Annotated in this window: 22 protein-coding genes; 12 read left to right on the top strand and 10 right to left on the bottom strand. The window is 71.9% G+C overall.

Annotated elements, in window-relative coordinates; genetic code table 11:
- Positions 1-178: 178 nt before the first annotated feature.
- Together ACZ3II_RS22315 and ACZ3II_RS22310 are read right to left on the bottom strand one after the other, a co-directional pair.
- Complete coding sequence (locus ACZ3II_RS22315) at positions 179-1444, bottom strand: aspartate aminotransferase family protein (RefSeq protein ID WP_465519625.1); 1266 nt, start codon at positions 1442-1444, stop codon at positions 179-181.
- Positions 1445-1470: 26 nt separating this feature from the next.
- Positions 1471-2817: an aminotransferase class I/II-fold pyridoxal phosphate-dependent enzyme gene (locus tag ACZ3II_RS22310; RefSeq protein ID WP_465519624.1), complete on the bottom strand. Its 1347-nt coding sequence runs from the start codon at positions 2815-2817 to the stop codon at positions 1471-1473.
- A 188-nt stretch (positions 2818-3005) separates the two neighbouring features.
- On the opposite strand from ACZ3II_RS22310, the gene ACZ3II_RS22305 reads away from it, so the two are divergent.
- From ACZ3II_RS22305 to ACZ3II_RS22275, 7 genes are read left to right on the top strand one after another with little or no spacing between them, the layout of a single operon-like run.
- Positions 3006-3848 carry a nitrilase-related carbon-nitrogen hydrolase gene (locus tag ACZ3II_RS22305; RefSeq protein WP_465519623.1) on the top strand — a complete coding sequence of 281 codons (843 nt, stop codon included), beginning with the start codon at positions 3006-3008 and terminating at the stop codon, positions 3846-3848.
- Positions 3845-5248, top strand: coding sequence for a dihydropyrimidinase (gene hydA / locus ACZ3II_RS22300; RefSeq protein WP_465519622.1), 1404 nt, complete (start codon positions 3845-3847; stop codon positions 5246-5248). The genes ACZ3II_RS22305 and hydA overlap by 4 nt, the downstream gene beginning before the upstream one ends.
- 15 nt (positions 5249-5263) lie before the next feature.
- On the top strand, positions 5264-6262 hold the full coding sequence (locus ACZ3II_RS22295) for a TIGR03842 family LLM class F420-dependent oxidoreductase (RefSeq protein WP_465519621.1): 999 nt from the start codon (positions 5264-5266) through the stop codon (positions 6260-6262).
- Entirely contained in the window at positions 6259-7101 is an 843-nt protein-coding gene (locus ACZ3II_RS22290) for an ABC transporter permease (RefSeq protein WP_465519620.1), read from the top strand. Before ACZ3II_RS22295 ends, ACZ3II_RS22290 begins: the two co-directional genes overlap by 4 nt.
- Positions 7098-7856 carry an ABC transporter ATP-binding protein gene (locus ACZ3II_RS22285; protein WP_465519619.1) on the top strand — a complete coding sequence of 253 codons (759 nt, stop codon included), beginning with the start codon at positions 7098-7100 and terminating at the stop codon, positions 7854-7856. The genes ACZ3II_RS22290 and ACZ3II_RS22285 overlap by 4 nt, the downstream gene beginning before the upstream one ends.
- Positions 7853-8608: an ABC transporter permease gene (locus ACZ3II_RS22280; protein WP_465519618.1), complete on the top strand. Its 756-nt coding sequence runs from the start codon at positions 7853-7855 to the stop codon at positions 8606-8608. Before ACZ3II_RS22285 ends, ACZ3II_RS22280 begins: the two co-directional genes overlap by 4 nt.
- Before the next feature lie 16 nt (positions 8609-8624).
- Positions 8625-9755 (top strand): ABC transporter substrate-binding protein, encoded by a 1131-nt coding sequence (locus ACZ3II_RS22275; protein WP_465519617.1) that lies wholly within the window; start codon positions 8625-8627, stop codon positions 9753-9755.
- 59 nt (positions 9756-9814) lie between these two features.
- On the opposite strand, the gene ACZ3II_RS22270 is transcribed toward ACZ3II_RS22275, so the two are convergent.
- The 6 genes from ACZ3II_RS22270 to ACZ3II_RS22245 form a co-directional block, all read right to left on the bottom strand.
- Positions 9815-10591, bottom strand: a complete 777-nt coding sequence (locus ACZ3II_RS22270; protein ID WP_465519616.1) for a hypothetical protein — start codon at positions 10589-10591, stop codon at positions 9815-9817.
- Between the two features lie 66 nt (positions 10592-10657).
- The gene (locus ACZ3II_RS22265) at positions 10658-11527 is read right to left on the bottom strand and encodes an SCO6745 family protein (protein WP_465519615.1); all 870 of its coding nucleotides are present in this window, start codon (positions 11525-11527) and stop codon (positions 10658-10660) included.
- A complete protein-coding gene (locus ACZ3II_RS22260; protein WP_465519614.1) occupies positions 11515-12024 on the bottom strand; it encodes a hypothetical protein in 510 nt (169 codons plus the stop codon). The genes ACZ3II_RS22265 and ACZ3II_RS22260 overlap by 13 nt, the downstream gene beginning before the upstream one ends.
- Positions 12025-12045: 21 nt before the next feature.
- Positions 12046-14328 carry a putative bifunctional diguanylate cyclase/phosphodiesterase gene (locus ACZ3II_RS22255; RefSeq protein WP_465519613.1) on the bottom strand — a complete coding sequence of 761 codons (2283 nt, stop codon included), beginning with the start codon at positions 14326-14328 and terminating at the stop codon, positions 12046-12048.
- The gene (locus ACZ3II_RS22250; protein WP_465519612.1) at positions 14325-16163 is read right to left on the bottom strand and encodes a diguanylate cyclase domain-containing protein; all 1839 of its coding nucleotides are present in this window, start codon (positions 16161-16163) and stop codon (positions 14325-14327) included. The genes ACZ3II_RS22255 and ACZ3II_RS22250 overlap by 4 nt, the downstream gene beginning before the upstream one ends.
- Before the next feature lie 142 nt (positions 16164-16305).
- Complete coding sequence (locus ACZ3II_RS22245) at positions 16306-17013, bottom strand: hypothetical protein (protein ID WP_465519611.1); 708 nt, start codon at positions 17011-17013, stop codon at positions 16306-16308.
- A gap of 175 nt (positions 17014-17188) precedes the next feature.
- Between ACZ3II_RS22245 and ACZ3II_RS22240 the strand changes: the two genes are divergently transcribed.
- The gene (locus ACZ3II_RS22240) at positions 17189-18568 is read left to right on the top strand and encodes a serine/threonine-protein kinase (protein WP_465519610.1); all 1380 of its coding nucleotides are present in this window, start codon (positions 17189-17191) and stop codon (positions 18566-18568) included.
- A 64-nt stretch (positions 18569-18632) separates the two neighbouring features.
- Here the strand turns inward: ACZ3II_RS22240 and ACZ3II_RS22235 are convergent, their stop codons facing one another.
- Positions 18633-19643 (bottom strand): LacI family DNA-binding transcriptional regulator, encoded by a 1011-nt coding sequence (locus tag ACZ3II_RS22235; RefSeq protein ID WP_465519609.1) that lies wholly within the window; start codon positions 19641-19643, stop codon positions 18633-18635.
- A gap of 78 nt (positions 19644-19721) precedes the next feature.
- Here ACZ3II_RS22235 and ACZ3II_RS22230 point away from each other — a divergent pair, with 78 nt between their 5' ends.
- Genes ACZ3II_RS22230 through ACZ3II_RS22220 form a run of 3 tightly spaced genes read left to right on the top strand, consistent with a single transcriptional unit; the run spans position 19722 to position 22708 of the window.
- Positions 19722-20726: a GlxA family transcriptional regulator gene (locus ACZ3II_RS22230; RefSeq protein WP_465519608.1), complete on the top strand. Its 1005-nt coding sequence runs from the start codon at positions 19722-19724 to the stop codon at positions 20724-20726.
- Entirely contained in the window at positions 20723-21679 is a 957-nt protein-coding gene (gene gap, locus ACZ3II_RS22225; RefSeq protein WP_465519607.1) for a type I glyceraldehyde-3-phosphate dehydrogenase, read from the top strand. The genes ACZ3II_RS22230 and gap overlap by 4 nt, the downstream gene beginning before the upstream one ends.
- A 9-nt stretch (positions 21680-21688) precedes the next feature.
- Complete coding sequence (locus tag ACZ3II_RS22220) at positions 21689-22708, top strand: LacI family DNA-binding transcriptional regulator (protein WP_465519606.1); 1020 nt, start codon at positions 21689-21691, stop codon at positions 22706-22708.
- A gap of 356 nt (positions 22709-23064) precedes the next feature.
- Here the strand turns inward: ACZ3II_RS22220 and ACZ3II_RS22215 are convergent, their stop codons facing one another.
- On the bottom strand, positions 23065-23631 hold the full coding sequence (locus ACZ3II_RS22215; RefSeq protein ID WP_465519605.1) for a helix-turn-helix domain-containing protein: 567 nt from the start codon (positions 23629-23631) through the stop codon (positions 23065-23067).
- A 422-nt stretch (positions 23632-24053) separates the two neighbouring features.
- Between ACZ3II_RS22215 and ACZ3II_RS22210 the strand changes: the two genes are divergently transcribed.
- Complete coding sequence (locus tag ACZ3II_RS22210; RefSeq protein WP_465519604.1) at positions 24054-24851, top strand: class I SAM-dependent methyltransferase; 798 nt, start codon at positions 24054-24056, stop codon at positions 24849-24851.
- Positions 24852-25034: the final 183 nt, after the last annotated feature.

The raw sequence follows: 25034 nt of genomic DNA, 5'->3' as shown, positions 1-25034 counted from the left end.
GGCCACTGCCATAGGTCGAACGGGACATGTACAAGTTTCCGCCGCCGTTAACCGGCCGTTTTCCCAAAAGGAACGCACCGCAACCTAAAAATTACGGTGCGCTACCACAAGGAACACACAGTTAACTTTTCCTTAGCCCCATCGGGTTGATAAAACCACTAAACCCGACATACCGGATTCAGGTGATTCGGTATTCCGCGTCGGCGGCCGCGATGGCGTCGGTGAGGATCGCCAGCCCCTCCCGCGCCTCCTCCTCGGTCAGCGTCAGCGCCGGCCCGAGACGCAGCACGTTGCCGTGCAGCCCGCCCTTGCCGACCAGCAGCCCGCCCTCCCGGCACAGATCGAAGACCCGCACGGTGACCGCCGGGTCGGGCTCGGTGGTGCCGGGGCGGACGAATTCGAGACCGATCATCAGGCCGCGGCCCCGGACGGCCGCGAGGACGTCGTACGACAGCGCCCGCAACCCCCGCAACAGGATCGCCCCGACCGTCCGCGCATTGCCCTGCAGATCGTGGTCGAGGACGTAGTCGAGCACCGCGTTCCCGGCCGCCGTGCTGACCGGGTTGCCACCGAAGGTGGAGAAGCTGATCGCCGGCACCGCGTTCATCACCCCGGCCCGCCCGACCACCCCGCCCAGGGCGAACCCGTTCCCGATCCCCTTCGCGAAGGTGACCAGGTCGGGCGTCACCCCGTGCGCCTGGAACCCCCAGAAGTGGTCGCCGGTGCGCCCCCACCCGGTCTGCACCTCGTCGGCGATGAGCAGGATGCCGCTTTCGGAGAGCACCTTCTGGTACGCCCCGAGCAGCCCGTCCGGCCCGTGCACGAACCCGCCCACCCCCTGGATCGGCTCCGCAATGAGCGCCGCCACGTCCCCCGCCGTGACCGTGGCGAGCACCTCCCGCAGGTCGTCGACCGCCGCGTCGATCACGTCGGCGTCGCTGAGCCGCGCCATCCGCCCGCGCAGCCGGTCCGCCGACGCCAGCCAGTTGACGGTGAGCGGGCTGAGCGAACTCGACGACCAGGTCCGGTGCCCGGTGATCGCCATCGTCCCGAACGACCGCCCGTGATAGCTGTTCTTGATCGCCAGGATCTGGTGGGAGCGGCGTACGTTCGTCGCCATCAGCAGCGCGGTCTCGTTGGCCTCGGTGCCGGAGTTGGTGAAGAACACCCGCGCGTCCGGGATGCCGGACAGCCGGGCGATCTTCTCGGCCAGCTCGACCTGCTGCCGGATCAGGTACAGCGTCGAGGTGTGCGCCACGCCGGTGCCGATCTGCCGGCGGACGGCGTCGTTGATCTCGGCGATGTCGTACCCGATCATGGTGGTCAGCACCCCGCCGAAGAAGTCCAGGTAGGTGCGCCCGGTGGCGTCGGTGACCCGCCGCCCGCCGCCGGAGACGATCTCCAGGGCGTCGTCGCCGTAGTAGACGGGCATCCAGCTCGGCATCACTGCCCGGTGTCGGTCGAGAAGACTCAACGAACTACTCCGTTCCGGTAGGCGAAAGCGGCCGCCGCGAGCACGTCGGCCAGGTCGTCGAAGCCGTCGCCGACCAGGCCCGCGGTGATCCGCAGGTGGCCGGCGGCGAGCGGGGTGACGCAGAACGGCGCCCCGGGGGCCGCCGCGATCCCGTGCGCGGCGAGCGCGATCAGGGCGTTCTGCTGGTCGGGGACCTCCATCCAGAGGTTTATCCCGTCGTCGGCGGTGGCGGTCACCCCACGCTCCCGCAGGGCTGTCACCAGCGCGGACCGGCGGGTCGCGTACACCGATCGGGCTTCCGCGACCCGGGCCACCGCGCCCGGGTCGGTGAGCAGGTCGAGGAGCACGCTCTGCAGCAGCCGGCTGGACCAGCCCGGCCCGAGCAGCCGCCGGTCGGCGACCGCGTCGAGCACGTGCGCGGGCCCGCCGACGGCGGCGAGCCGCAGGTCGGGCCCGTGGCTCTTGGAGAAACCGGCCACGTGCACGGTGCGGTCGGGCAGGTAGCGGCCGAGGCTCACCGGCGGCGCGGTGGCGATGTCGCCGGCGTGGTCGTCCTCGACGACGAGCAGGTGCGGCGCTTCGAGGAGGATGTTCGCCAGCCGGGCGGCGCGGGCCTCGTCCATGCTGGCGCCGGTCGGGTTGTGCGCCCGGGGCTGCAGGAACAGGGCGACCGCCCGGTACTCCCGGACGGCCCGCTGCAACGCGGTGGGGTCGATCCCGGCGGAGTCCACCGGCACCCCGACCACGGTGGCGCCGACGGCCTGCAGCAGGTCGAGCAGCGGCGGGAAGGCCGGGTTCTCGACGAGCACGTGGTCGCCGTAGCGCAGGACCGCGCCGGCCACCCGGTCCAGCGCGTCCATCGCGCCGTCGACCACCGTCAGCCTCTCCGGGGGGTACGGCCACCGCTCCCGGAGGACGGCTGCCAGGGCGGGCAGCACCGGGGCGCCGAGGTAGCTGCCGGCCCACCGCCCGTCCCCGATCCGCCGTAACGCCGCGCTGAGATCGGGCAGCAGCAGCGGGTCGGGCACGCCGGTGGACAGGTCCGTCGGCAGGTTCACCCGGGCACCGCCGATCTGCGCGTACCGGAGCCGGTCGCGGGGTGGCAGCGGCCCGGCCACGAACGTCCCGGACCGCCCGCGGGTCCGGATGGCCCCGGCCAGGATCAGGTTGCGCCAGGCCTCGCTGACAGTGGTCGGGCTGACGCCGAGCCCGCCGGCGACCACCCGGACGGTCGGCAGGCGGGCCCCGGCGGGCAGCCTGCCGGACGTGATGAGGCGGCTCACGGCGGCCGCGATGCCCCGGGCGCTTCTGTCCTGAACCGCCCCGGTGATCAGGTTGAGCAAATTATCGTCTCCGAAACATTCCGTAACGTACGGGCAATTGTTCGCCTCAATCTGTGTCGTTAGTGTCCTACGGCATCCGGAGCTTCCCATCAAGCCCTGGCGCAGAACCCTTAACTAGGAGTAAACACACGATCACAGGCGCTTTGAAGCGCACTGCGCGTGCGAAAGATCAAATGAGAGGGGCCGCAATGACGACCGGAGTCGTCCGCGCCGCCCTCGTCCAGACCACCTGGACGGGCGACAAGGAATCGATGATCAAGGCGCACGAGGACTACGCTCGTGAGGCCGCCGCCCAGGGCGCGAAGGTGATCTGCTTCCAGGAGCTCTTCTACGGGCCGTACTTCTGCCAGGTCCAGGACCCCGCCTTCTACGAGTACGCGGAGAGCGTCCCCGGCCCGACCACCGAGCGGTTCCAGGCGCTCGCCGCCGAACTCGGAATGGTCATGGTCCTGCCGATGTACGAGCAGGAGCAGCCCGGCGTTCTCTACAACACCGCGGCGGTGATCGACGCCGACGGTAAATACGCCGGTAAATATCGCAAGAACCACATCCCGCAGGTGAAGGGTTTTTGGGAGAAGTTCTACTTCCGCCCGGGAAACCTGGGTTATCCGGTTTTCGACACCGCGGTCGGCAAGGTCGGCGTCTACATCTGTTACGACCGGCATTTCCCCGAGGGCTGGCGCGCGCTCGGCCTGAACGGCGCCCAGATCGTGTTCAATCCGTCGGCCACCAGCCGCGGCCTCTCGTCCTATCTGTGGCAGCTGGAGCAGCCGGCCAGCGCGGTCGCCAACGAGTACTTCATCGGCGCGATCAACCGGGTCGGCGTCGAGGACCTGGGCGACAACGACTTCTACGGGCAGACGTACTTCGTCGACCCGGAGGGGAGGTTCGTCGGTGACGTGGCGGACACCCACAACCCGGAGCTGGTGATCCGCGACCTGGACCTGAGCCTGCTCGGGACGGTCCGGGACCGGTGGCAGTTCTACCGCGACCGCCGCCCGGACAGCTACGACGGGCTGGTGGCGCCGTGAGCACCCTGCTGATCAAGGGCGGGACGGTCGTCGGCCCCACGGGAGCCGTGAAGGCCGACGTCCTCGTCGACGGCGAGACCATCGCCGCGATCTTCCAACCCGACAAATCACCAGATGCCGGAAATGTGATCGACGCCACCGGCAAGTACGTCATCCCCGGCGCCGTCGACGCCCACACCCACATGGAACTCCCGTTCGGCGGCACGCACGCCAGTGACACCTTCGACACCGGCACGAAAGCAGCGGCGATCGGCGGCACGACCACGATCATCGACTTCGCGGTCCAGAGAACGGGCGAGGTCGTCCAGGACGGCCTGGCCGCCTGGCACGGCAAGGCGGAGGGCAACTGTCACATCGACTACGCCTTCCACATGATCCTGGGCGGGGTGGACGACGAGTCCCTCAAGGCCATGGACCAGCTCGTGGCCACGGAAGGCATCTCCAGTTTCAAGCTGTTCATGGCGTACCCCGGCGTCTTCTACTCCGACGACGGCCAGATCCTCCGCGCGATGCAGAAGGCGCGGGACAACGGCGCCATGATCATGATGCACGCGGAGAACGGCCCGGCCATCGACGTCCTGGTCAAGCAGGCTCTGGAACGCGGCGAGACGGACCCGATCCATCATGGCCTGACCCGCCCGCAGGAACTGGAGGCCGAGGCCACCAGCCGGGCCGTCTGGCTGGCGAGTGTGGCGGCCGACTGTCCGCTCTACATCGTCCATCTGAGCGCGTCGAAGGCCCTCGAACAGGTGGCGGAGGCAAGAGACAGAGGGAAGAACGTCTTCGCCGAGACCTGCCCGCAGTACCTCTACCTGACCCTGGAGGACCAGCTCGGCGCGCCCGGTTTCGAGGGCGCCAAGTGGGTCTGCTCGACGCCGCTGCGGTCCAGGCACGAGACGCACCGGGCCGACCTGTGGCGGGGCCTGCGCACCAACGACCTGTCGGTGGTGTCGACCGACCACTGCCCGTTCTGTTTCAAGGACCAGAAGGAGCTGGGCCTCGGCGACTTCTCCAGGATCCCGAACGGGATCGGCAGCGTCGAGCACCGGGTGGACCTGCTCTACCAGGGCGTGGTCGACGGGAAGTTGTCGCTGGGCCGCTGGGTGGAGACGATCGCGACGACCCCGGCGCGGATGTTCGGCCTCTACCCGCGCAAGGGGATCATCGCCCCCGGCTCGGACGCCGACATCGTCCTCTACGACCCGAACGGCCGCACCCGGATCAGCGCCGCGACGCACCACATGAACATGGACCACTCCGCCTGGGAGGGCTGGGAGATCGACGGGAAGGTCGACACCGTCCTGTCCCGCGGCGAGGTCATCGCGTCCGGCGGGGAGTACACCGGGCGGGCCGGCCGCGGCCGCTATCTCAAGCGCGGCCTCAGCGACTACCTGATCTAGAAAGGGGTGGGCCACGTGGACATCGGTGTAGTGCTCCAGAACGACCCGCCCGCACGGGAGGTCGTGGAGTGGGCGAAGAAGGCGGAGGCCGCCGGCTTCAGCCACTTCTGGACGTTCGACTCGCACGTGCTCTGGCAGGAGCCGTTCGTCGTCTACTCGGCGATCCTCGGCGCGACCGAACGGATCGTCGTCGGCCCGATGGTGACCAACCCGGGCACCCGGGACTGGACGGTCACCGCCTCGACGTTCGCGACCCTCAACGAGATGTACGGCAACCGCACGGTCTGCGGCATCGGACGCGGCGACTCGGCGCTCCGGGTCCTCGGCCTGACCCCGCAGACCCTCGGTCAGCTGCGGGAGAGCGTCCTGGCGATCAAGGGCCTCGGGAACGGCGAGACGGTCACGGTCCGCGGCCGGGAGCTGCACCTGGCCTGGGCCGCGGACAGCCGCCTGGAGGTCTGGGTGGCGGCGTACGGCCCGAAGGCCCTGGCCATCACCGGAGAGGTCGGCGACGGATACATCCTGCAGCTCGCCGACCCGGACATCGCCGAGTGGATGATCGAAGCCGTCAAGGACGCGGCCAGGAAGGCCGGACGGGATCCGGACGCGATCACGTTCTGCGTGGCGGCCCCGGCCTACGTCGGCGACGACATCCCGCATCAGCGGGAGCAGACCCGCTGGTTCGGCGGCATGGTGGGCAACCACATCGCCGACATCGTGAGCCGTTACGGCGGCGACGGGAAAGCGGTGCCGCAGGCGCTGACCGACTACATCAAGGCCCGCCAGGGGTACGACTACGCCGAGCACGGGCGGGCCGGCAACAGCCACACCGCGTTCGTGCCGGACGAGATCGTCGACCGGTTCTGCGTGCTCGGCCCGGTGGAGAACCACGTCAAGCGGCTGCAGGAGCTCAAGGAGCTGGGCGTCGGCCAGTTCGCGGTCTACCTCCAGCACGACGACAAGGATCGAACCCTTGCGGCGTACGGGCAGAGCATCATCCCGGCGTTCGCATGAGGCGAATCCTCTCGGTGGTCGTGGGACTGATCGCGGCAGCGCTGGTCTGGGAGGGCTACAAGGCCGCCGGTGATCCCGAGGGGACGGTGGTGTTCGGCGTGCGGGTCCTCCCGCGCGCCGACGACCTCTCCATGCCGCACCTGTGGACGGTGCTGCGGCGGCTGGCCGATCCGGAGATGACCGGCGGCCGCCCGGTGTGGCTGGTGGTTCTGGACGCCTGCCTGTTCACCCTCGGCATCACGGCCGTGGGTTTCCTCGCCGGAACCGTGATCGGCCTGGTGCTGGCGGCGGCGATGCAGCGGTTCCGGATCGTGGAGCGCGGCCTCCTGCCGTACGTCGTCCTCTCCCAGACCGTCCCCCTGGTGGCTCTGGCACCGCTGATCGCCGGCTGGGGCGGCACCCTGATGCCGCCCTGGGCGACGGTCGCGGTGATCGCGGCCTACCTGGCGTTCTTCCCGGTCGCCGTGGGCATGCTGCGCGGGCTGCAGTCGCCGGCGGCGAGCGGTGTGGAGCTGATGCGCAGCTACGCGGCGGGCTGGTGGCGCACCCTGGTGAAACTCCGGTTCCCGGCGGCGCTGCCGTACCTGTTCCCGGCGTTGCGCCTGGCCGGCGCCGCCGCGGTGGTCGGCGCGGTGGTCGGGGAGATCTCCACCGGCACCCGCGGGGGCATCGGGCGCCTGATCATCGAGTACTCGCGGGAGGCCACCTCGGATCCCGCCAAGGTCTACACGGCGATGCTCGGCGCGGCCCTGCTGGGCCTGCTGGTCGCCGGCGCCGTCAGTCTCCTGGAACTGCCGCTGATGCGGCACCGGCGCCACGTGGAGGTGGTGACGCTGTGACCGCGGTCGTGGTGGACAACCTGACCAAGATCTTCAACAAGGGCAGAGCCGACGAGGTGCCGGCTCTGTCGGAAGTGGACCTCACGGTCGGTGACGGGGAGTTCGTGTCGCTGATCGGGCCGTCCGGCTGCGGCAAGAGCACCCTGCTCCGGCTGATCGCCGACCTGATCGAGCCGACCACCGGCACGGTCACCGTCGCCGGGCGCCCGGCCGCCCAGGCCCGCCGGGAACAGGAGTACGGCATCGCCTTCCAGCAGGCCGGCCTGTTCGAGTGGCGGACCGTCCGGCGCAACGTCGAGCTGCCCCTCGAACTGCGCGGGGCGTCCAAGGCCGAACGCCAGGCCAAGGCCGAGGAGATGCTGGAGCTGGTGGGGCTGTCCGACTTCGCCGGGCACTACCCCGGTCAGCTGTCCGGCGGCATGCAGCAGCGGGTGGCGATCGCGCGGGCCCTCGCCGTACAACCGCCGCTGCTGTTGATGGACGAACCGTTCGGCGCCCTCGACGAGATGACCCGGGAACGCCTGCAGTCCGAACTGCTCGCCATCTGCGCGAAGACCGGCACCAGCACGGTCTTCGTCACGCACTCGATCTCCGAGGCGGTGTTCCTCTCCGACCGGGTGGTGGTGATGTCCGCCCGGCCCGGCCGGATCACCGCGTCGATCGAGGTGAAGCTCCCGTCCCGGGACGAGGTGGGCCGGCAGGCGCCGGTCTACTTCGAGAAGATCACCGAGGTACGACAGGCGCTGCGCGCATGAGACGCGTATTCCCGCCCCTGATCTTCGGTGTTCTCGCCCTGGTCCTCTGGGAGGTCTTCGTGACCGCGGGCCGGGTCGCGCCGTTCATCCTGCCCGCGCCGTCGGCGATCGGGGCGCAGATCGCCGAGCAGCGCGGCAACATCGTGGACGCGGCGGTGGCCAGCGGCGCGAACGCTCTCGTGGGCCTGATCGGCGGCACCCTGCTGGCAGTGGTCGCCGCGCTGGCCGCCAGCCGGTCCCGGTTCCTCGGCGAGGTGTCGATCCCGTTCGCCGCGGTGATCAACGCGCTGCCGATCATCGCGCTCGCCCCGATCCTCAACAACATGTTCGAGTCGACCAGCAGCGTCCCCCGGCGCCTGGTCACCGGCATCGTGGTGTTCTTCCCGGTCTTCCTCAACCTGCTGCGGGGGCTGCGCGAGGTGAGCCCGGTGCATCAGGAGCTGATGCGCACGTACGCCGCCTCGGGCTGGACCTTCGCCCGCAAGGTGCGGCTGCCCGGCGCGCTCCCGCACCTGTTCACCGGCCTGCGGCAGGCGTCGTCGCTGGCCGTGATCGCCGCTGTCGTCGCCGAGTACTTCGGCGGGCTGCAGGACGGGCTCGGCGCGCGGATCACCTCCGCCGCCGCGTTCACCGCCTATCCCCGGGCGTGGGCCTTCGTGGCCGGCGCCTGCCTCCTGGGACTCACCTTCTACCTGGTCACACTCCTGCTGGAGCGGCTGGCCATGCCCTGGAAACGAAGTTTGATCAGCTAGTTAAGGGGTTCGCGTCGTGAAGATAACCCGCATCCTTCTCGCTTCGGTGCTCGCTCTGGGCGCCTGCGGCACCGCCGATACGCCCGCCACTCCGGCTCCCGGCGCCAGCGGCGCCCTCACCCCGGTCAAGCTGCAGTTGCAGTGGTTCTACCAGGCCCAGTTCGCCGGTTACATCGCCGCCGTGGACCAGGGGTTCTACCGGGAGCAGGGCCTCGACGTGGAACTGCTCGAAGGCGGGGTCGACATCGTCCCGCAGACCGTTCTCGCCCAGGGCAAGGCCGACTACGCGGTCGCCTGGGTGCCGAAGGCGCTCGCCTCCCGCGAGCAGGGCGCCGGGATCACCGACGTGGCGCAGATCTTCGCCCGCTCCGGCACGTACCAGGTCGCCTGGAAGGACAGCGGCATCACCAAGGCCGCCGACCTCAAGGGCAAGAAGGTCGGCAACTGGGGCTTCGGCAACGAGTTCGAGCTGTTCGCCGGGATGACCAAGGCCGGGATCGACCCCGGCAAGGACGTCACCCTGGTGCAGCAGCAGTTCGACATGCAGGCGCTGCTGAAGAAGGAGATCGACGCCGCCCAGGCGATGAGCTACAACGAGTACGCCCAGTTGCTCGAGGCGAAGAACCCGGCGACCGGCAAGCTGTACACCGCAGGCGACTTCGCGATCATCGACTGGAAGACCGAGGGCTCGTCGATGCTGCAGGACGCGGTGTGGGCGAACACGGAGAAGCTGAACGACCCGGCGTACCAGCAGCAGACCGTGAAGTTCCTGACCGCCACGATCAAGGGCTGGGCGTTCTGCCGCGACAACGCGGAGAAGTGCCGTGACCTGGTCGTCGCCAAGGGCTCCAAGCTCGGCAGGAGCCACCAGTTGTGGCAGATGAACGAGACCAGCAAGCTGATCTGGCCGGCCGCCGGCTCAGGGATCGGCGTGATCGACGAGGCGGCCTGGAAGCAGACCGTCGACATCTCGCTGACCACGAGGAACCAGACCGGCGACACCGTCCTGAAGAAGGCACCGGAGGGCCTGGCCTACACGAACGACTACATCAACCAGGCGATCGAGCAGGCCAAGGCCGCGGGGGTCGACGTCACCGGCTCCGCCTTCCAGCCGGCCACCGTGACGCTCACCGAGGGCGGCGCTTAACCCCGACAGCGTGTGGAGTACGGCCGCCCATGGCGCCCGTACTCCACACGCTCGTGGGTTCACACCGGGATGAGGCGGGCGGCGAGGGCAACGGCTGTCAGGTCGCCCTTGCGGAGCTTCTCCGCGGCGTCGGCCTCGCCCAGGGCCTCCAGCCGGACCGCCGAGGCGTCGATCAGCGCGTCCTCCCCTTCCAGCAGGCGGCGCGCGATCCGGGACTGGGCGGGGCTGAGCGTCGCGTAGGCGCACCGGTCCAGGGCGGCGACCGTCTCCTCGTCCAGGTGCCCGTTCATCGCCCGCTCCGTGACGATCTTGATGAGCCAGGCCGGCCACCAGCTGTACTTGCCGATCACCATGCCGGACTGCATGGCCGCCGACGGGTCATGCCCGGCGGCCAGCATCTTGACCGCCACGTCGGCGTCGAACCGCTCCATCCGCATCGCGCCGACGAAGATCCGCAGAATCTGCTGGGTCTTGACGAACTCCTCGGCCGCGTGGGCGGCATCGCCGAACCGCCCCTCCAGCAGCGCACAGGCCGCGTGGGCCTCGGCGAGCGAGAACCCGTCACCGGCCCGCTCGGCAAGCCGGTCCACCGTGGCGATCAGCCGCTCCACCCCCTTCTGCGCACGCTCGGCCAGCTCCTCGGCGTGCGGCTTGTTGAGATGCCGCACCACGACGTCGGTGGCGATCTCCGCCTCCCGCCGCAGCAACTGCGAGCTGATCTTCGCGTTGATCAGGTCACCCAACCCCTCGGTCAGGTAAGCGGCGTCGAACCGCTCGGAGGCCTCTTGGAACTGCGCCCACCAGGACGCCGGGTGTCTCCGCTGATGTTGTGTCACGCACCTAGCGTGACCTACCGACTACTCTCCGGCAAACGATTCCGGGGACACGATGCGTTAGCACCCTCACCCCCGATTACGCTCAACCAGGGCGGCCGGATTCAGCAGGCCGGCCTTCACCACCGTGCGGCTCAACGGCCGGGTCAGCGCGGCCAGGCGCAGGCAGCCCTCCTCGCCGAGCACCCGGTACGCCGGCTCGGCCAGCCGGTCGGTGGTCTCCTCGATCCCGGCCCGCAGCCGCACCCCGTCCTCGGTCAGCCCACTCTCGCCGAGCAGCCCCCGGCCGCGCAGCTCCTCCTCGGCCGCGGCCCACGCCTCCCGGCCCCAGCCGCGGGTCGCCTGCAGGAACCGCGGCTCCACCTCACCGCTGGCGGCGTGCAGCACGATCGCGTCGAGCCCGCTGATCCCGGCCGCGACCAGCGCCGCCACGTGCCCGTCGCCCCGGAACTCGCGCAGCAGCATCTGGGCGTGGAACAGCACCAGGTGCGGCTGCTCCGGCCACGGCAGCTCGGCGTGCGCGGCGAACAGCGGCCGCCCGTGCGGCTGCTCGCTCGCGGCCAGCGCGGCGGTCCGGGCCAGCGCGGCCGCCTCGGCCACCTCCGGGCCCGCCAGCACCGCGGCGCCCAGGCCCCGGGTCAGGGCGGCGTCCGCGGCGTCCAGCCGGGCCGCGACCAGCTGCTCCGGGGACGCCTTCGACCAGGCCGACGGCAGCGCCCGGCGCACCCGGCGCGGGCTGAAGTTGTAGAAGGTGGCGATCACCAGGCCGGGACCGGCCGGCCCGTACGCGGCGGCCCGGGACGCGAAGTAGCCGTCCATCGCGTCCAGGCCGAACGCCGCATACCGCTCCGGGGCCTCGGGCACGAAGTAGACCATCGCGTGCAGCGGCTCGGTGACCCGCCAGGCGAGTCGGTACGGGCTCTCGGTCACGGTTCCCACGGCAGCTCCTCGGCGTGCACGGTCTCGGCGGCGGTGACCGCTCCGGAGTGACGTGGCGCGGGCCGCGCCGACACCGTATGCCATCGACCGGACCGGCGGGCGGCCTCGACGACCACCAGATGCACCGGAACCGGCGGCGGCGGGAACGGGCCGGCGCCCCAGCGCACCCAGATCGCGACCCGCCCGGCGGCGGCCTCGGCCAGCAGCTTGTCGACGGTGCGCTGCCGGTCGGTGCGGTCCACCTCGATCGCGATCGGCGGCGCGCTCGGCCGGGCGCAGGCGACGTCCAGCACCGACTTCCCGCGCAGCGGCGGCGGCAGCGGGAAGACGCTCGGAGCCCGCAGGTAGACACGCCAGCCCTGCCAGTCGGCCCACTTCGCGATCGCGTCGACGATCCGCGCGGTGGCGTCGCCCTCGGCCAGGTCGGCGAAGGCGAGCCGCTCCAGCCAGTCCCGCAGCGACCCCGCTGTGCTCGTTCCGTCGTCGGCCGCGTCCATGGGCCGTACGATATCGGGCCCTCACGCCGCCGCGGCCACCCGCTGCCTGGCCGCGAAGATCTCGGTGAGCTGGTCGGCCGGCATCGGCCGGCCCAGGTGATAGCCCTGGCCGACGGTGTAACCGAGCCGGAGCAGCCGGTCCGCCTGCTCCTGGTTCTCGATGCCCTCGGCCACCGTGTCCAGGCCGAGCGCGTCCGCGAGCTGCGCCACCGCCCGGGCCACCGCCTGCCGGGCGTCGGCCGCCGGGCTGCCCGGCTCGTCCAGCTCGATGCCGTCGACGAACGACTTGTCCAGCTTGACGATCGCCGCCGGGAACGCCCGCAGCAGGCTCAGCGACGACTCGCCGGTGCCGAAGTCGTCCAGCGCCAGCCGCACCCCCATCGCGTGCACCTCGTGCAGCACCCGGGACACCTGCTGGCCGCGCAGCACCGCCGACTCGGTCAGCTCCAGCACCAGCAGGTTCGCCGGCAGGCCGGAGTCGGCGACGGCGGCGGCCACGTCGGCGGCGAAGTCCGGGTCGTGCAGCTGGCGCACCGACACGTTCGGGGCCGCCTTCTCCAGCACGCCCGGGCCGAACGCGGCGATCCACGCGGCCGCCTGCCGGCAGGTCTCACGCAGCACCCAGCGGCCCAGCGGCACGATCAGCCCGGTCCGTTCGGCGGCCGGGATGAAGTCGGCCGGCGACACCAGCCCGCGTTCCGGGTGCTCCCACCGCACCAGCGCCTCCACCCCGACGATCCGCCCGTCCCGCAGGTCCACGATCGGCTGGTAGACGAGCCGGAACTCGGCGGCGTCCAGGGCCCGGCGCAGATCGCCGCCGAGCCGGGCGTGCGCCGACGCGGGCCGTTCCATCCCGTCGGCGTACCGCAGCCAGTTGGCCCGCCCGCGCTGCTTGGCGGCGTAGAGGGCGGCGTCGGCGCGGCGCAGCAACCGGCTCGCCGGCGTGCCCCGCGGCGCGGTCGCCAGGCCGGCGCTGAACTGGACCAGCAGCCGCTGCTCGCCGAGCGGCAGCGCGGTCGCCGCGGTGATCCGCTCGGCGACCGCCTCACCGCCGGTGTCGCCGGGCAGCAGCACCGCGAACTCGTCGCCGGCCAGCCGGGCCACCGCGCCGCCCGGCCCGGCCGCCGCCCGCAGCACGTCCGCGAAGACGACCAGCAGACCGTCCCCGGCGTCGTGGCCGAGCGAGTCGTTGACCGTCTTGAACTCGTCCAGGTCGGCCAGCAGCACGGTCGCCGGGCCGCTCGCCAGGGCGCCCTCCAGGTGCTGCCGGAACAGCGCCCGGTTGGCCAGGCCGGTCAGCGGATCGTGGGTCGCCTCGTGCCGCAGCCGCGCCTCCGACTCCTGCTTCTCCCGCAGCAGCCGGGTGTTCTCCCGGAACACCACGTACTGCCGGACCGCGACCAGCGCCGTGACCAGGACCGCCGCCGACACCATGAGCCGGCCCTCCGGTATCCCGGGCGCCCAGAAGCGCTGCCGGATCAGCACGTCGGCGACCGGGATGTCGACGGCCAGCACCGCCAGGTACGGCAGCCACACGTTCGCGGCGTCACGCGGCGCCTCGGTGGCGGCGCGCATCTGGCGGCGGGTGGCGAGCGCGATCAGCAGGCCGCAGACCGGCATGCACACCGCCTGGCCGGGCAGGATGCCGTTGTAGCCGCCGAGGACGGCCAGCAGCGCCACCACGGCCGCGCCCAGGCCGGTCGAGGCGACCAGCCGCATCGCGGTCCGGTCCACCGGGCCGCCGGCGATGTACGCCACCTTGGTGATCGAACCGGCTGCGAACAGGCAGGCCAGCAGCAGGATCGACAACGCCGAGGCGGTCCACGGCTCGGACGCCCAGATCATCGGGGAGATGCCGAAATGCCAGAGGACGGTGACGCAGCCGAGGAAGGCGATGGTCCGGTCCAGCCACTGCTTGCCGCGTTCGTACCAGCTGGTGACACCGAGCGGCACCTGCGCCACGCCCCACATCGCGACGACGACCCCGGCGCCGATCAGCGCGGCGCCGGCCGGGGGCATCGCCGGCATCTCCGGCGCCAGCCGCACCGCGTCGGCGAGGAGCAGCAGGAAGCCGGCGGCGAACAGGTGGCAGCAGACCTCCAGCAGCACCCAGAACCGGCGGCCGGCCGGGGCCAGGGGCACCGCCCGGCGCAGCGCCCGCACCGCGAGCCCGGCGGTTCCCATGGACAGCGGCATGAACAGGTAGCCGACGGCGACCGGGCCGGGCGCGAACGCGGCCCAGCACAGGTACCAGAGGGTGCCGAGCAGGCAGATCGCGGCGGTGGCGATGGTGTGGCGCCTCATGACGTGAACGCCCGGGTCTGCTGCTTCTCCTGGTACATCCGCAGGTCGGCGGTGTTGAGCAACTGGTCCGGCTCGGCCGCCGGCCCGGACGCGACGCCGATGCTGGCGCCCACCCGCAGCGCGCGGCCGTCCACATCCGCCGGGGTCCGCAGCGCGTCCCGCAGCAGGCCGGCGAGCCGCTCCCCCGCAGCCGTGTCCCCGCCGGCGAGCACCGCGAACTCGTCGCCGCCGAGCCGGGCCGGCACGTCGCCCGGGCCGGCGCAGGAGCGCAGCAGGCCGGCCACGTGGCGCAGGACGCCGTCGCCGGCGGCGTGGCCGTACGTGTCGTTGATCTGTTTGAAGCCGTTGAGGTCGATCAGCAGCACCGTCACGTCCCCGGCGCGCGCGGCCATCGCCGCGGTGAACCCGCGCCGGTTCGCCAGCCCGGTCAGCTCGTCGTGCCCGGCCTGGTAGCGGAGCCGTTCGTGCAGCTCCCGGGACTCGGTGACGTCGCGGGAGTTGGAGACCACGCCACCGATGCCACGCTTGTCGGTGAGGTTCACCGACACCACCTCGAGCCAGCGCCACGACCCGTCGGCGTGCCGGTACCGGCCCTGGTAGGTCAGTTCCGCGCCGGGCGTGGAGTACAGCCGGACCAGTTCGCCGTGCAGCCGGGCCCGGTCCTCGCGGTGCAGGATGTCCAGCGCGGACCGGCCGGTCGCCCCCGCCACCGGCTGCCCGAGAATGCGTTCCACCGCCGGGCTGATGTACCGGAACTCGCCGGCCGCCGACGCGATCGAGATGATCTCGCTGGAGTGCTCGAGCAGCGAGGTGAGCCGCTGCTCCCGGTTGCGGATCTCGCCGAGCAGCCGGTTGTTCTCGGCCAGCGCCAGCACCTGACGGGCCACCACCAGCGCCACATTGGTCAGCAGACCGGCCAGGGCGCCCCAGGCGGACACGCCGAGGCCCTGCGTGGCGAGGACGATCACCAGGGCGGCCGCGCAGATCACGGTTCCGGCGTACGGCAGGAGCGCGTACCGCGGCCGCGACGCCCACCCCCACCACTGCAGGCCGTCCAGCCCCTCCACGCCGTGCAGCTCCTGGATCCGGGGGCCGGCGAGGACCACGAGGAACGGGACGATCACCACCGCCATCTGCACGCCGGTCGGCGCCGACTCGGGCAGCATCACGCTCGCCACCGCGATCAGCACCGTGGACCCCACCAGCGCGATCGCCGAGGCCGGGGTCAGCGGCGCCTCGCCGCTCAGGCCGCAGCGCACCGAGACGAACACCCCGCACAGCACCAGGGCGCAGCCGAACACCGCGACCAGGTAGTCGGCCGGGCCCGCCTGGGCCAGGCCGGGCCGGGTCATCAGGCACCACGCGACCACGGCGGCGGCGCTGCTGACGATGCCGGTGTCGAGCAGCAGGCGGTTCCAGTCCCGCGGCGACCACTGCCGCTCCGGCCGCCGGATCAGGGCGACCACGAACACCACCGACACGCCGAGCATCACCGCGACCGACTGCGCCGGGTGGAACACGATCACGCCGGTGTCCGGGCCGGACACCACGCTCAGCAGCTGGGTCAGGTCGCCGGCGCAGAAGATCAGCCCGCCCGCGGCGACGGCCTGCCAGAACCGGCGGGCGTGCAACGGCAGGCCGGGCAGCCGGTAGACCCGGCGGGACAGCCAGAACTGCAGGAAGTCGAGAACCGGGGCGATCGTCCAGCCGGCCAGGATCTGCTGCCGGGGCGTGCCCACGTCCAGCACGAAACCGCCGAGCACCAGCAGACCGGCCGCCACGAGCGTGATCAGCACCGGGTCCCGCCGCAGTGGGGCGCGCACCGCTGGAGGCATGCCGACTCTCCCGTTCTACTCCTGACGTCCCCGGCTGCAATCGACCGATACCGCCGACTTCTTAGCGAAAACGCCGGTGACCGGCACGCCCCGGCTTGTCATGGCGGGTGGGGCGTACCGGTCACCGGTGGCCGGGAAGGGCTTACTCGCCCTCTTCCTCCTCCTCGGGGGCCTCGGTGGTCGGCTCGGCAGTCGGCTCGACGGTCGGCTCGGCGGTCGGCGACGTGGTGGGCTCGGTCGTCGGCTCGGCGGGCACGGTCGGCGCGGCGGTCTCGGCGGGCGTGGACGGCTCGACGGACGGCGACGGCGACGGGGCCGTGGTCGGCGCCGGGCTGGTGCTGGTCGTCGGGGCCGGCTTCGGGGCGGTCACCTTGCCGGACGCCTGGACCTTGGCGGCGGTGTAGGCGCTGTCCAGCCGGGTGCCGGTGATCGACACCTTCAGGCCGGCGCCGAGCGCGGCGACCTTGACCTTCTTGCCGTTGACGATGATCTGGGCGGCCGGGGCGACGGTCATCGTGACGGTCTTGCCACGGACGTCGGTGGTGCCGCTCTTCACGGCCACCGTGATCTTGCCGGCGGCCGCGGCGGTGATCGTACCGCTGGCCTGGAAGTTGGCCTTGACCGCTTTCTTGGTCGGCGTGGGCTTCGGCTTCGCGGTCGTCTGGGTCGGCGTGGGCGCCGGCTTCTTGGCCGGGGTGGACGGCTTCTTGGCCGGGGTCGCCGGCTTCTTGGCCGCGGCGGCCGTCGCGGAGCCGCCGGACGGCGCGGCGTAGGCGACACCGGCTCCGGCGACGGAGACCGTGACGGCGGCGGCGAGGGCAACAGCGGCGGCGGTACGGCGCATACGCATCGGGAAGAACTCCTCAGCTCGGGGAACACCCATGTTTCGGGCCGCCGGGTGCTGCTCGGTGACCCTCCCGGTTGCCGATCGGTAGCGGTGCTGATTTCTCATCGACGGTGAGATGCGCCGCCCGCGACACTCGCGGGAGTTGACATGCCCGCCGCACTGCGTGAATGTCCCTGGCATGCACGAAGTTTGGCCGGACTCGGGCGTCCTCCTCGCCACGCGGTACCGCCTCGTCAGCCTGCTGGAGACCGGCGGCATGGCGCAGGTCTGGCGGGCCACCGACGAGCTGCTGGACCGGCCGGTCGCGGTCAAGCTCCCCGCCGGTGACACCCGGGCCGCGCACCTGGCGTGGCGGGAGGCGCGGCTCGCGGCACGCCTGCAGCACCCGGGGATCGCCGCCGTCCACGACTACCGGGAAGCGGTCCGCCCGGACGGCTCGGTCGCCCCGTTCGTGGTGATGGAGCTGCTCGGCGGGGAGACCGTGGCGGCCCGGCTGCACGACAGCGGCGGCCCGATCCCGTGGGGCGAGGCGGTGTCGATCGGCACCGCCGTCGCCGAGGCCCTCGCCGCCGCGCACGCCGCCGGGGTGGTGCACCGCGACATCAAGCCGGGCAACGTGATGCTCTGCCCGGGCGGGGTCAAACTGCTCGACTTCGGGATCAGCGCGGCCGCCGGCGAGCCGGACGACGACGAGACCGGCGCGAGTTTCGGCACCCCCGCCTACGCGGCGCCGGAACGCCTGGACGGCAAACCCGCCGAGCCCGCCACCGACCTGTACGGGCTCGGCGTGCTGCTGTTCGAGATGGTCACCGGCGAGCCGCCGTACGACGTCAACACCTGGGAGGAACTGGCCGCCGCCCAGGCGCACGGCCCCACCCCGCTGCCGGAGTCCCTGCCCTCCCGCCTGCGTGAGCTGATCATGCGCTGTCTCGACGAGGACCCGGCCCACCGCCCGTCCGCCGCGCAGGCCCGCCGGATCCTGTCCCGGCTGATCCCGTCCGCCCCGGCCCGGCTCACCATCCCGCTGCCCGGCCGCCCGCCGACCGGGCACGCCAAGGTGCTGCCGGCCTATGACCGGACCCCGTCGCCGCTGGTCCGGCGGGTGGCGATCGGGGTGACCCTGGCCGTGATCGCCGTGGTGTTCGTCGCCGTGGTCAACGCGGTCGGCTCATCGCCGGACCGGGATCCCGAGTTCGCCCAGCCGGCGCCGTCGGCCACCACCACGGCCGCCGAGCCCTCCCCACCGGCGGCGTCGCCCGAGGTGACCGCCGCGAAGCAGACCCCCACCACCCGGCCGCCGCTGGACGTGGACGCCGCGGTGAGCCGGCTCCAGGCCGCCGTGGAGGAGGGCGCGGCCAACGGGGAGATCCGTTCCGACGTGGCCCTCGACTTCCAGAACCTGCTCCGCCTGATCGACCCGGAGGACAGCGCCGCCGTCTCCGATCAGGTCGACGAGCTGCGCCGCAAGGTCCGCCAGCGGCTCAACGAGCGGGGCATCTCCGCGGCCCGGGCCGCGCTCCTCCAGGACCGGCTGGCCGACCTGCGCGCGAGCGTGTGAGACCTCGGCTGGTTGTCAGGGCTGTCTCCGCGGCGCTGAGACAGCCCTGACAACCAGCCGGGGTCTAAGCGGAACCGCGCAGGATCAGGCGGGTGGGCAGGACCGTCTCCCACGCCGTCGAGTCCTCGCCGTCGATCTTGGCGAGCAGCAGCCGGACCATCTCCTGGCCCATCTGCTCGACCGGCTGGTAGACGCTGGTCAGCGGCGGATCGGTGTGCCGCGCGACCACCGAGTCGTCGAAGCCGATCACCGCGACGTCCTCCGGAACCCGGCGCCCGGCCCGGCGCAGCACCCGCAGCGCGCCGGCGGCCATCATGTCGGAGGCGCAGAACACGGCGTCGATCTGCGGGTACTGCTGGAGCAGCCACTCCATCGCGGTCGCGCCGCTGAGCTCGCCGAAGTCGCCACGGGCCGCCGGGCCGTCGCCGACCACGTCACGGAACCCGTCGTACCGCGCGATGCCGACCGCCATGTCGAGCGGGCCGGTGATCGTGGCGATGCAGCGCCGGCCCTGCTCGCGCAGGTAGGTGACGGCCGCCCGGGCGCCGCCGCGGTTGTCGGCGTCGACGAAGCTGACCGGCTCCGGGTGATAGGGCCGGTCGGCGCGGACCGTCGGCACGCCGCGTTCCTCCAGGATGGCCGGCAGCGGGTCGTCGCCGTGCAGCGACAGCAGCAGCGCGCCGTCGACGTGCTGGCGGGTGAGGTAGCCCTCGAGCTGGCGGCGCTCCTCCGGGGCCTGCGCGATCATCAGGACCATCTGCAGGTTCCGGGCGACCAGCACCGACGAGATGGACTGCACGATGCGGCCGAAGAACGGCTCGGCGAAGAACCGCTCCCCCGACTCGAAGATCACCAGGGCGATCGAATCGGTACGCTGCGTGACAAGCGCCCGGGCTGCCCGGTTCGGCACGTAGCCCAGCGCGTCGATCGCCTCCTGCACGGCCTCCCGCGCTTTCGGGCTGACCTGGGCCGACCCGTTGACGACCCGGGACACCGTCCCGCGGCCGACCCCGGCCCGGGCCGCCACTTCCTCCAAGGTCGGACGCCCGGTCGAGCGGCTCCGGTCTTCCCTCATCGCTGACCGTCCTTTCCGCGACCGGCCAACGGTACACGCGCTGCTCACACGTTTCCAGGCACCATGCACAGTTGAGGGGTGCGGTCCCACCGAATAGCGATCCTGGTCCTGCCCGGCGCCAACCCTCTGGACGTCGGGATCATCGCGCAGTTGTTCAACCCGCGGCACGGCCTGCCCTACGAGTTGCTGCACTGCTCTCTGGAGGCCGGGCCGGTGACCGGGCGTGACGGTCTCGGCTTCGTCGTCGAGCACGGTCTCTCCGCGCTGGCCGGCGCCGACACCGTGATCGTGCCGGCCTACAACCGCTGTCCCGATCCGCCCGGCCGGCAGATCCTGGGCGCGCTGCGGGACGCGGCGGGCCGGGGCGCCCGGACGGTGTCGATCTGCACGGCCGCGTTCGTCCTGGCCGCCGCCGGTCTGCTGGACGGCAGGCGCGCCACCACCCACTGGTCCCGCACCGGCCTCCTCGCCCGGACATACCCGGAGATATCGGTTGTGGAGGATGTGCTCTTCGTCGACGAGGGGCAGATCCTCACCTCCGCCGGGCAGGCCGCCGGGATCGATCTCTGTCTGCACCTGATCCGCCGCGACCACGGAGTACGCGCCTCCAACGAGGTGGCCCGGACCATCGTCGCCGCGCCGTACCGCAGCGGCGGCCAGCCCCAGGTGATCGCCCGCAGCCTGCCCGAGGACCTCGGGGACGTGTTCGCCGCCACCCGCGAGTGGGCGCTGCACCGGCTCGGTGAGCCGATCGGCGTACCGGAGATGGCCCGGCACGCGGGAGTGTCCACCCGCACGTTCGGCCGCCGGTTCGTCGAGGACACCGGCTACACCCCGATGCAGTGGATCCTGCGCGCCCGCGTCGACCTGGCCCGGCAGGTCCTGGAGACCACCGATCTCGGGGTCGATCAGGTCGCTGCCCGGTGCGGGCTGGGCACCGGCGCCAACCTGCGGATGCACTTCCAGCGGATCCTCGGGACCACGCCGCGCGACTACCGGCGGGCGTTTGGCGGAAAGCTTGCGCGATCTGTCGCTGCGCCCCCTGCCCGGGTTCCGGCGCGGCGAGCAGAGTCGACGGCATGAGAATCGCCATCAACGGTTTCGGGCGGATCGGCCGCAGCGTCCTGCGGGCCGCCCCCGAGAAGATCGTCGCCATCAACGACCTGACCGACGCCCGGACCCTCGCCCACCTGCTGCGGTACGACAGCACCCTGGGCCGTTTCCCGGGCACCGTCGTCGCCGGCGAGGACCACCTGATCGTCGACGGCCGGAAGATCGCCGTGACGGCCGAGCCCGACCCGTCCCGGCTGCCGTGGGACGACATCGACGTCGCCGTCGAGTCGACCGGCCGGTTCACCACCGGCGCCGCCGCGCACCGGGCCCGCAAGGTTCTGGTCACCGCGCCGGCCACGGACGCGGACATCACCATCGCGTACGGCATCAACCACGGCGACTACGACCCCGACCGGCACCGGGTGATCTCCAACGCCTCGTGCACCACCAACGCCCTCGCCCCGGTCGCGTCGGTGCTGGACGACCTGGCCGGCATCGAGGCCGGGTCGATGACCACGATCCACGCGTACACCCAGGAGCAGAACCTGCAGGACGGCCCGCACCGCGACCTGCGCCGGGCCCGTGCCGCCGCCCTCAACATCGCCCCGACCAGCACCGGCGCGGCCAAGGCGATCGGCGCGGTGCTGCCCCGCCTGGCCGGCAGGCTGGCCGGTTACTCGGTGCGGGTGCCCGTCCCGGTCGGCTCGCTGGTCGAGCTGAACGCACTGGTCAGCCGGGAGGTCACGGTCGAGGAGATCAACAGCGCGTTCGAGGCGGCGGCGTCCGGCCCGCTGCGCGGCGTGCTCCGGTTCGCCACCGATCCGCTGGTCTCCTCGGACATCACCGGCGATCCGGCGTCCTCGATCTTCGACTCGCTGCTCACCGCCGCGAACGGCCGCCTGGTCAAGGCTGTGGCCTGGTACGACAACGAGTGGGGATTCGCCAACCGGGTCGTCGACACGGTGACGCTGCTCGGCCGTTAACCTGTGCTGATGGCGGTCACCCTGGCGGATGTTGCACGGCTCGCCGGGGTGTCCCCGGCCACGGTGTCCCGCGTCATCAACGACAGCGCGAAGAAGGTCAACGAGCAGCTCCGGGAGCGGGTCCTCGCCGCGGTCCGCGAGCTGCACTACGTGCCGAACGCGCACGCGCAGAACGTGGCCCGCCCTCGCAAGTCAGCGGTCGGCGTGATCGTCCACGACGTCTCCGACCCGTACTTCGCCGAGATCACCCGCGGCCTGCAACGCCAGGCCGGCGCGCACGACCGGCTCCTGGTCATCTGCAACAGTTACCGGGAGCCGGAGCGTGAACTGGCATATGTCGGCCTGCTCCGCGCCCAGCAGGTGCACGCGCTGATCCTGGCCGGCTCCGGCTACCACGACGACGAGTTCACCGAGCGTCTCAACGGCGAGCTGAACGCGTACCAGCAGGCCGGCGGCCGGGTCGCCGTGATCGGCCGGCACCATCTGATCGGCAGCGCCGTCCTGCCCGGCAACGAGGAGGGCGCGCACGCTCTCGGGCTGCGCGTCCTCGGCCTGGGTCACCGCGACGTCGGCGTGATCTCCGGCCCCCGCTACCTGACCACCACCACCGACCGCCTGACCGGTTTCCGCCGCGCCTTCGACGAGCTCGGCATCCCGCTGCCCGCCTCCCGCATCATCTACTCCGACTTCACCCGCGACGGTGGCGCCGCCGCGACGGCGTCCCTGCTGGACGCCCAGCCCAACCTGACCGCCCTGATCACCCTGAACGACTCGATGGCCGTCGGCGCCATGGCCACCCTGCGCGAACGCGGCATCCGCGTCCCCGACGACATCTCCGTCACCGGTTTCGACGACATGCCGATCGCCCGCGACGTCACCCCCGGCCTCACCACGGTCAAACTCCCCCTGGTCGAGATGGGCGAACGCGCCATGGCCCTGGCCCTCGGCGACGGCGCCCAGCCGCACACCGAGAACGCCGACGCCACCCTGGTCTGGCGCTCCAGCTGCACGCCACCGCCCGCGCTGTAGCCGCCACCCCGCGTCTCTCACGGCAGGCGGCCGGCTTCCGCTCACACCATCCTTCCCGGTACGGCCACCCATGCACGCCGCCCGGAAGAGGCATCCACCGGCGGCCCACTGAACGCTTCCCCTGCCACCCTCGCGGCGCCTCCGGCTGGTTCCCCGGGCTGTCTCGAGCGCCCCGAGACAGCCCTGAGAACCAGCCGAACAAGATCCTGCTGTTGAAGTGACCGTGCGGGGCATGCATGAGCCGCACCGGGGGACGATCGTGCGGGAACGCCTGCCGTAGCCGCCGCGAGTCACGGGACCGTGCGTGGCCCGTACCAGAACAAGATCGAACCGCAAGCGACGCGGACCGTGCGGCGTCATGCCTCGCTGTGGAACCGCTCGCCGTCCGGGGTGAGGACCGCGATCACCTCGGCCGGGCCGCCGCGCGCGCCGAACACGTGCGGCACCATCGTCGAGAACGACGCCGCCTCCCCCGCCTCGACCACGATCTCCCGCTCGCCGAGCAGCAGCTCGACCGTGCCGGACAGGACGGTGAACCAGTCCCGGCCCGGATGCACCTTCTGATCCTCCGGCCGCCGCGACGCGGGGCGGGTGAGCCGGATCCGGGCCACGGTCAGCCCGGCGCCACCCTCCTCGCCGCTGAGCAGCCAGGTGGTCATCCCGCGCTCCGGATGATGGTGCGGCTTGATCACCACCGCGTCGCCCCCGGTGTCGACGAGCTGGTCCAGACTGGCGCCGAGCGCCCGCGCGATCGCCGTGAGCTGGTCCAGCCCGATCCGCCGGTGCCCGGTCTCGATCCGGCTGAGCGTCGACGGACTCAGATAGCAGCGCCCCGCCAGCTCGTCGAGCGACCACCCTTTGGCGATCCGGAGTCCCCGGATACGTGCTCGAACCAGCGCGTCCATTTCGGCGTCTTGCGTCATACGCAAGATTGTATGCGTCAGAGGCAATCGCGACCTACAGTCGTCCCATGGCACAGCACCCCGAACCCACTCAGCCCCCCGCCGCCACTCCCCACCTCGAAGGCGGTCCGACCCGCAGCCACGGCGCCGAACACACCCGGAGGCACGGCGGCGATCCCGGCCAGGGCACCAACCACGGCGGCGAGCACGGGCATGGAAATGGGTTCAGCCCCCAGCACGGCCAGGGCGGTGGGCACGGGCATGGAAATGGGCTCAGCTCCCAGCACGGCCAGGGCGGCGGGCACGGGCATGGACCTGGGCTCGCCTCACAGCACGGCCACGGACACAGCGAGCACCGGGACCGAAATGGGCACGGCAGCGGGCACAGCGGCGGGCACGGGCACGGGCACGGCGGGGCTCCGCTGGGCGAAGGGCTGTCGGAGATGCTCGACCTGGATGCCGAAGTGGCGGCCGAACAGGTGGCCGACCTCACCCGGCGGATCGCCGAGTTCGCCGGTGAGCGCACGGTCCGCACCGTGATCGACCTGGGCGCCGGGACCGGAAGTGGCTCGTTCGCGCTGCTCCGCCGGTTCCCGGAGGCCACGGTGACCGCCGTCGACACCTCCCCGGAGATGCTGGCCCACCTGGCCGCGAGCGCACGCCGCCACGGTCTCGCCGACCGGATCCACCCCACCGAGGCCGACCTCGACGCCGGATGGCCCGCGACCGGATCAGCCGACCTGATCTGGGCCGCCTCCTCGATGCACCATCTGTCCGACCCGGACCGGGTGCTTCGGGACATCCACGCCGCGCTCGTCCCCGGCGGCCTCTTCGCGATGATCGAGATGGAGGCGATGCCCCGGTTCCTGCCTGACGACCTGGGCTTCGGCGAACCCGGCCTGGAGGCCCGCTGCCACACCGCCGCCGAGCAGGCCCGCGCCGAGCACCTCCCGCACATGGGTTCCGACTGGCCGGCCCGCCTGACCGCCGCTGGTCTCCACATCCTGGAGTCCCGTGACCTGACCGTCGACCTGCCTGCCCCGCTTCCCGAACCGGGGGTCCGTTACGCGCTGGCCACCCTGCGCCGGTTCCGCTCCGGAATCGCCGACCGCATCTCCCCCGACGACCTCGCCACCTTGGACACCCTGCTCGCCGACGACGGCCCGTACGCCCTCCGCCACCGCACCGACCTGACCGTCCGCAGCACCCGCTCCGTCTGGATCACCACCCGCACCGCCTGACACTCCCCCGGGAGCTCAGCAACCAGTGGCGGGCGGTTCAACCCCCGTACCCGCCGGAGATCCCACCCCGATCACCAGCCGTCGCCCAGCCCCGTCACCGCCAGCCGATAACCGGCCTGCCGCACGGCCGACCTCCCCAGCCGTCGCCCAGCCCCGTCACCGCCGGCCGATAACCGGCCTGCC

This window comes from Actinoplanes sp. NPDC019969 (assembly GCF_055562375.1).
Note: the sequence above shows the minus strand (reverse complement) of the source record. Positions and strands in the feature narration are given on the sequence as shown.

Bases quoted from the DNA above. Each gene is read 5' to 3' on its own strand.
- ACZ3II_RS22250 (WP_465519612.1), bottom strand. From the start codon at position 16,163: ATGCCTCCAGCGGTGCGCGCCCCACTGCGGCGGGACCCGGTGCTGATC.
- ACZ3II_RS22210 (WP_465519604.1), top strand. From the start codon at position 24,054: ATGCTCGACCTGGATGCCGAAGTGGCGGCCGAACAGGTGGCCGACCTC.
- ACZ3II_RS22240 (WP_465519610.1), top strand. From the start codon at position 17,189: ATGCACGAAGTTTGGCCGGACTCGGGCGTCCTCCTCGCCACGCGGTAC.
- ACZ3II_RS22290 (WP_465519620.1), top strand. From the start codon at position 6,259: ATGAGGCGAATCCTCTCGGTGGTCGTGGGACTGATCGCGGCAGCGCTG.
- ACZ3II_RS22305 (WP_465519623.1), top strand. From the start codon at position 3,006: ATGACGACCGGAGTCGTCCGCGCCGCCCTCGTCCAGACCACCTGGACG.
- ACZ3II_RS22245 (WP_465519611.1), bottom strand. From the start codon at position 17,013: ATGCGTATGCGCCGTACCGCCGCCGCTGTTGCCCTCGCCGCCGCCGTC.
- ACZ3II_RS22255 (WP_465519613.1), bottom strand. From the start codon at position 14,328: ATGAGGCGCCACACCATCGCCACCGCCGCGATCTGCCTGCTCGGCACC.
- ACZ3II_RS22235 (WP_465519609.1), bottom strand. From the start codon at position 19,643: ATGAGGGAAGACCGGAGCCGCTCGACCGGGCGTCCGACCTTGGAGGAA.
- ACZ3II_RS22220 (WP_465519606.1), top strand. From the start codon at position 21,689: ATGGCGGTCACCCTGGCGGATGTTGCACGGCTCGCCGGGGTGTCCCCG.
- ACZ3II_RS22215 (WP_465519605.1), bottom strand. From the start codon at position 23,631: ATGACGCAAGACGCCGAAATGGACGCGCTGGTTCGAGCACGTATCCGG.
- gap (WP_465519607.1), top strand. From the start codon at position 20,723: ATGAGAATCGCCATCAACGGTTTCGGGCGGATCGGCCGCAGCGTCCTG.
- ACZ3II_RS22280 (WP_465519618.1), top strand. From the start codon at position 7,853: ATGAGACGCGTATTCCCGCCCCTGATCTTCGGTGTTCTCGCCCTGGTC.
- ACZ3II_RS22260 (WP_465519614.1), bottom strand. From the start codon at position 12,024: ATGGACGCGGCCGACGACGGAACGAGCACAGCGGGGTCGCTGCGGGAC.
- ACZ3II_RS22315 (WP_465519625.1), bottom strand. From the start codon at position 1,444: ATGCCGAGCTGGATGCCCGTCTACTACGGCGACGACGCCCTGGAGATC.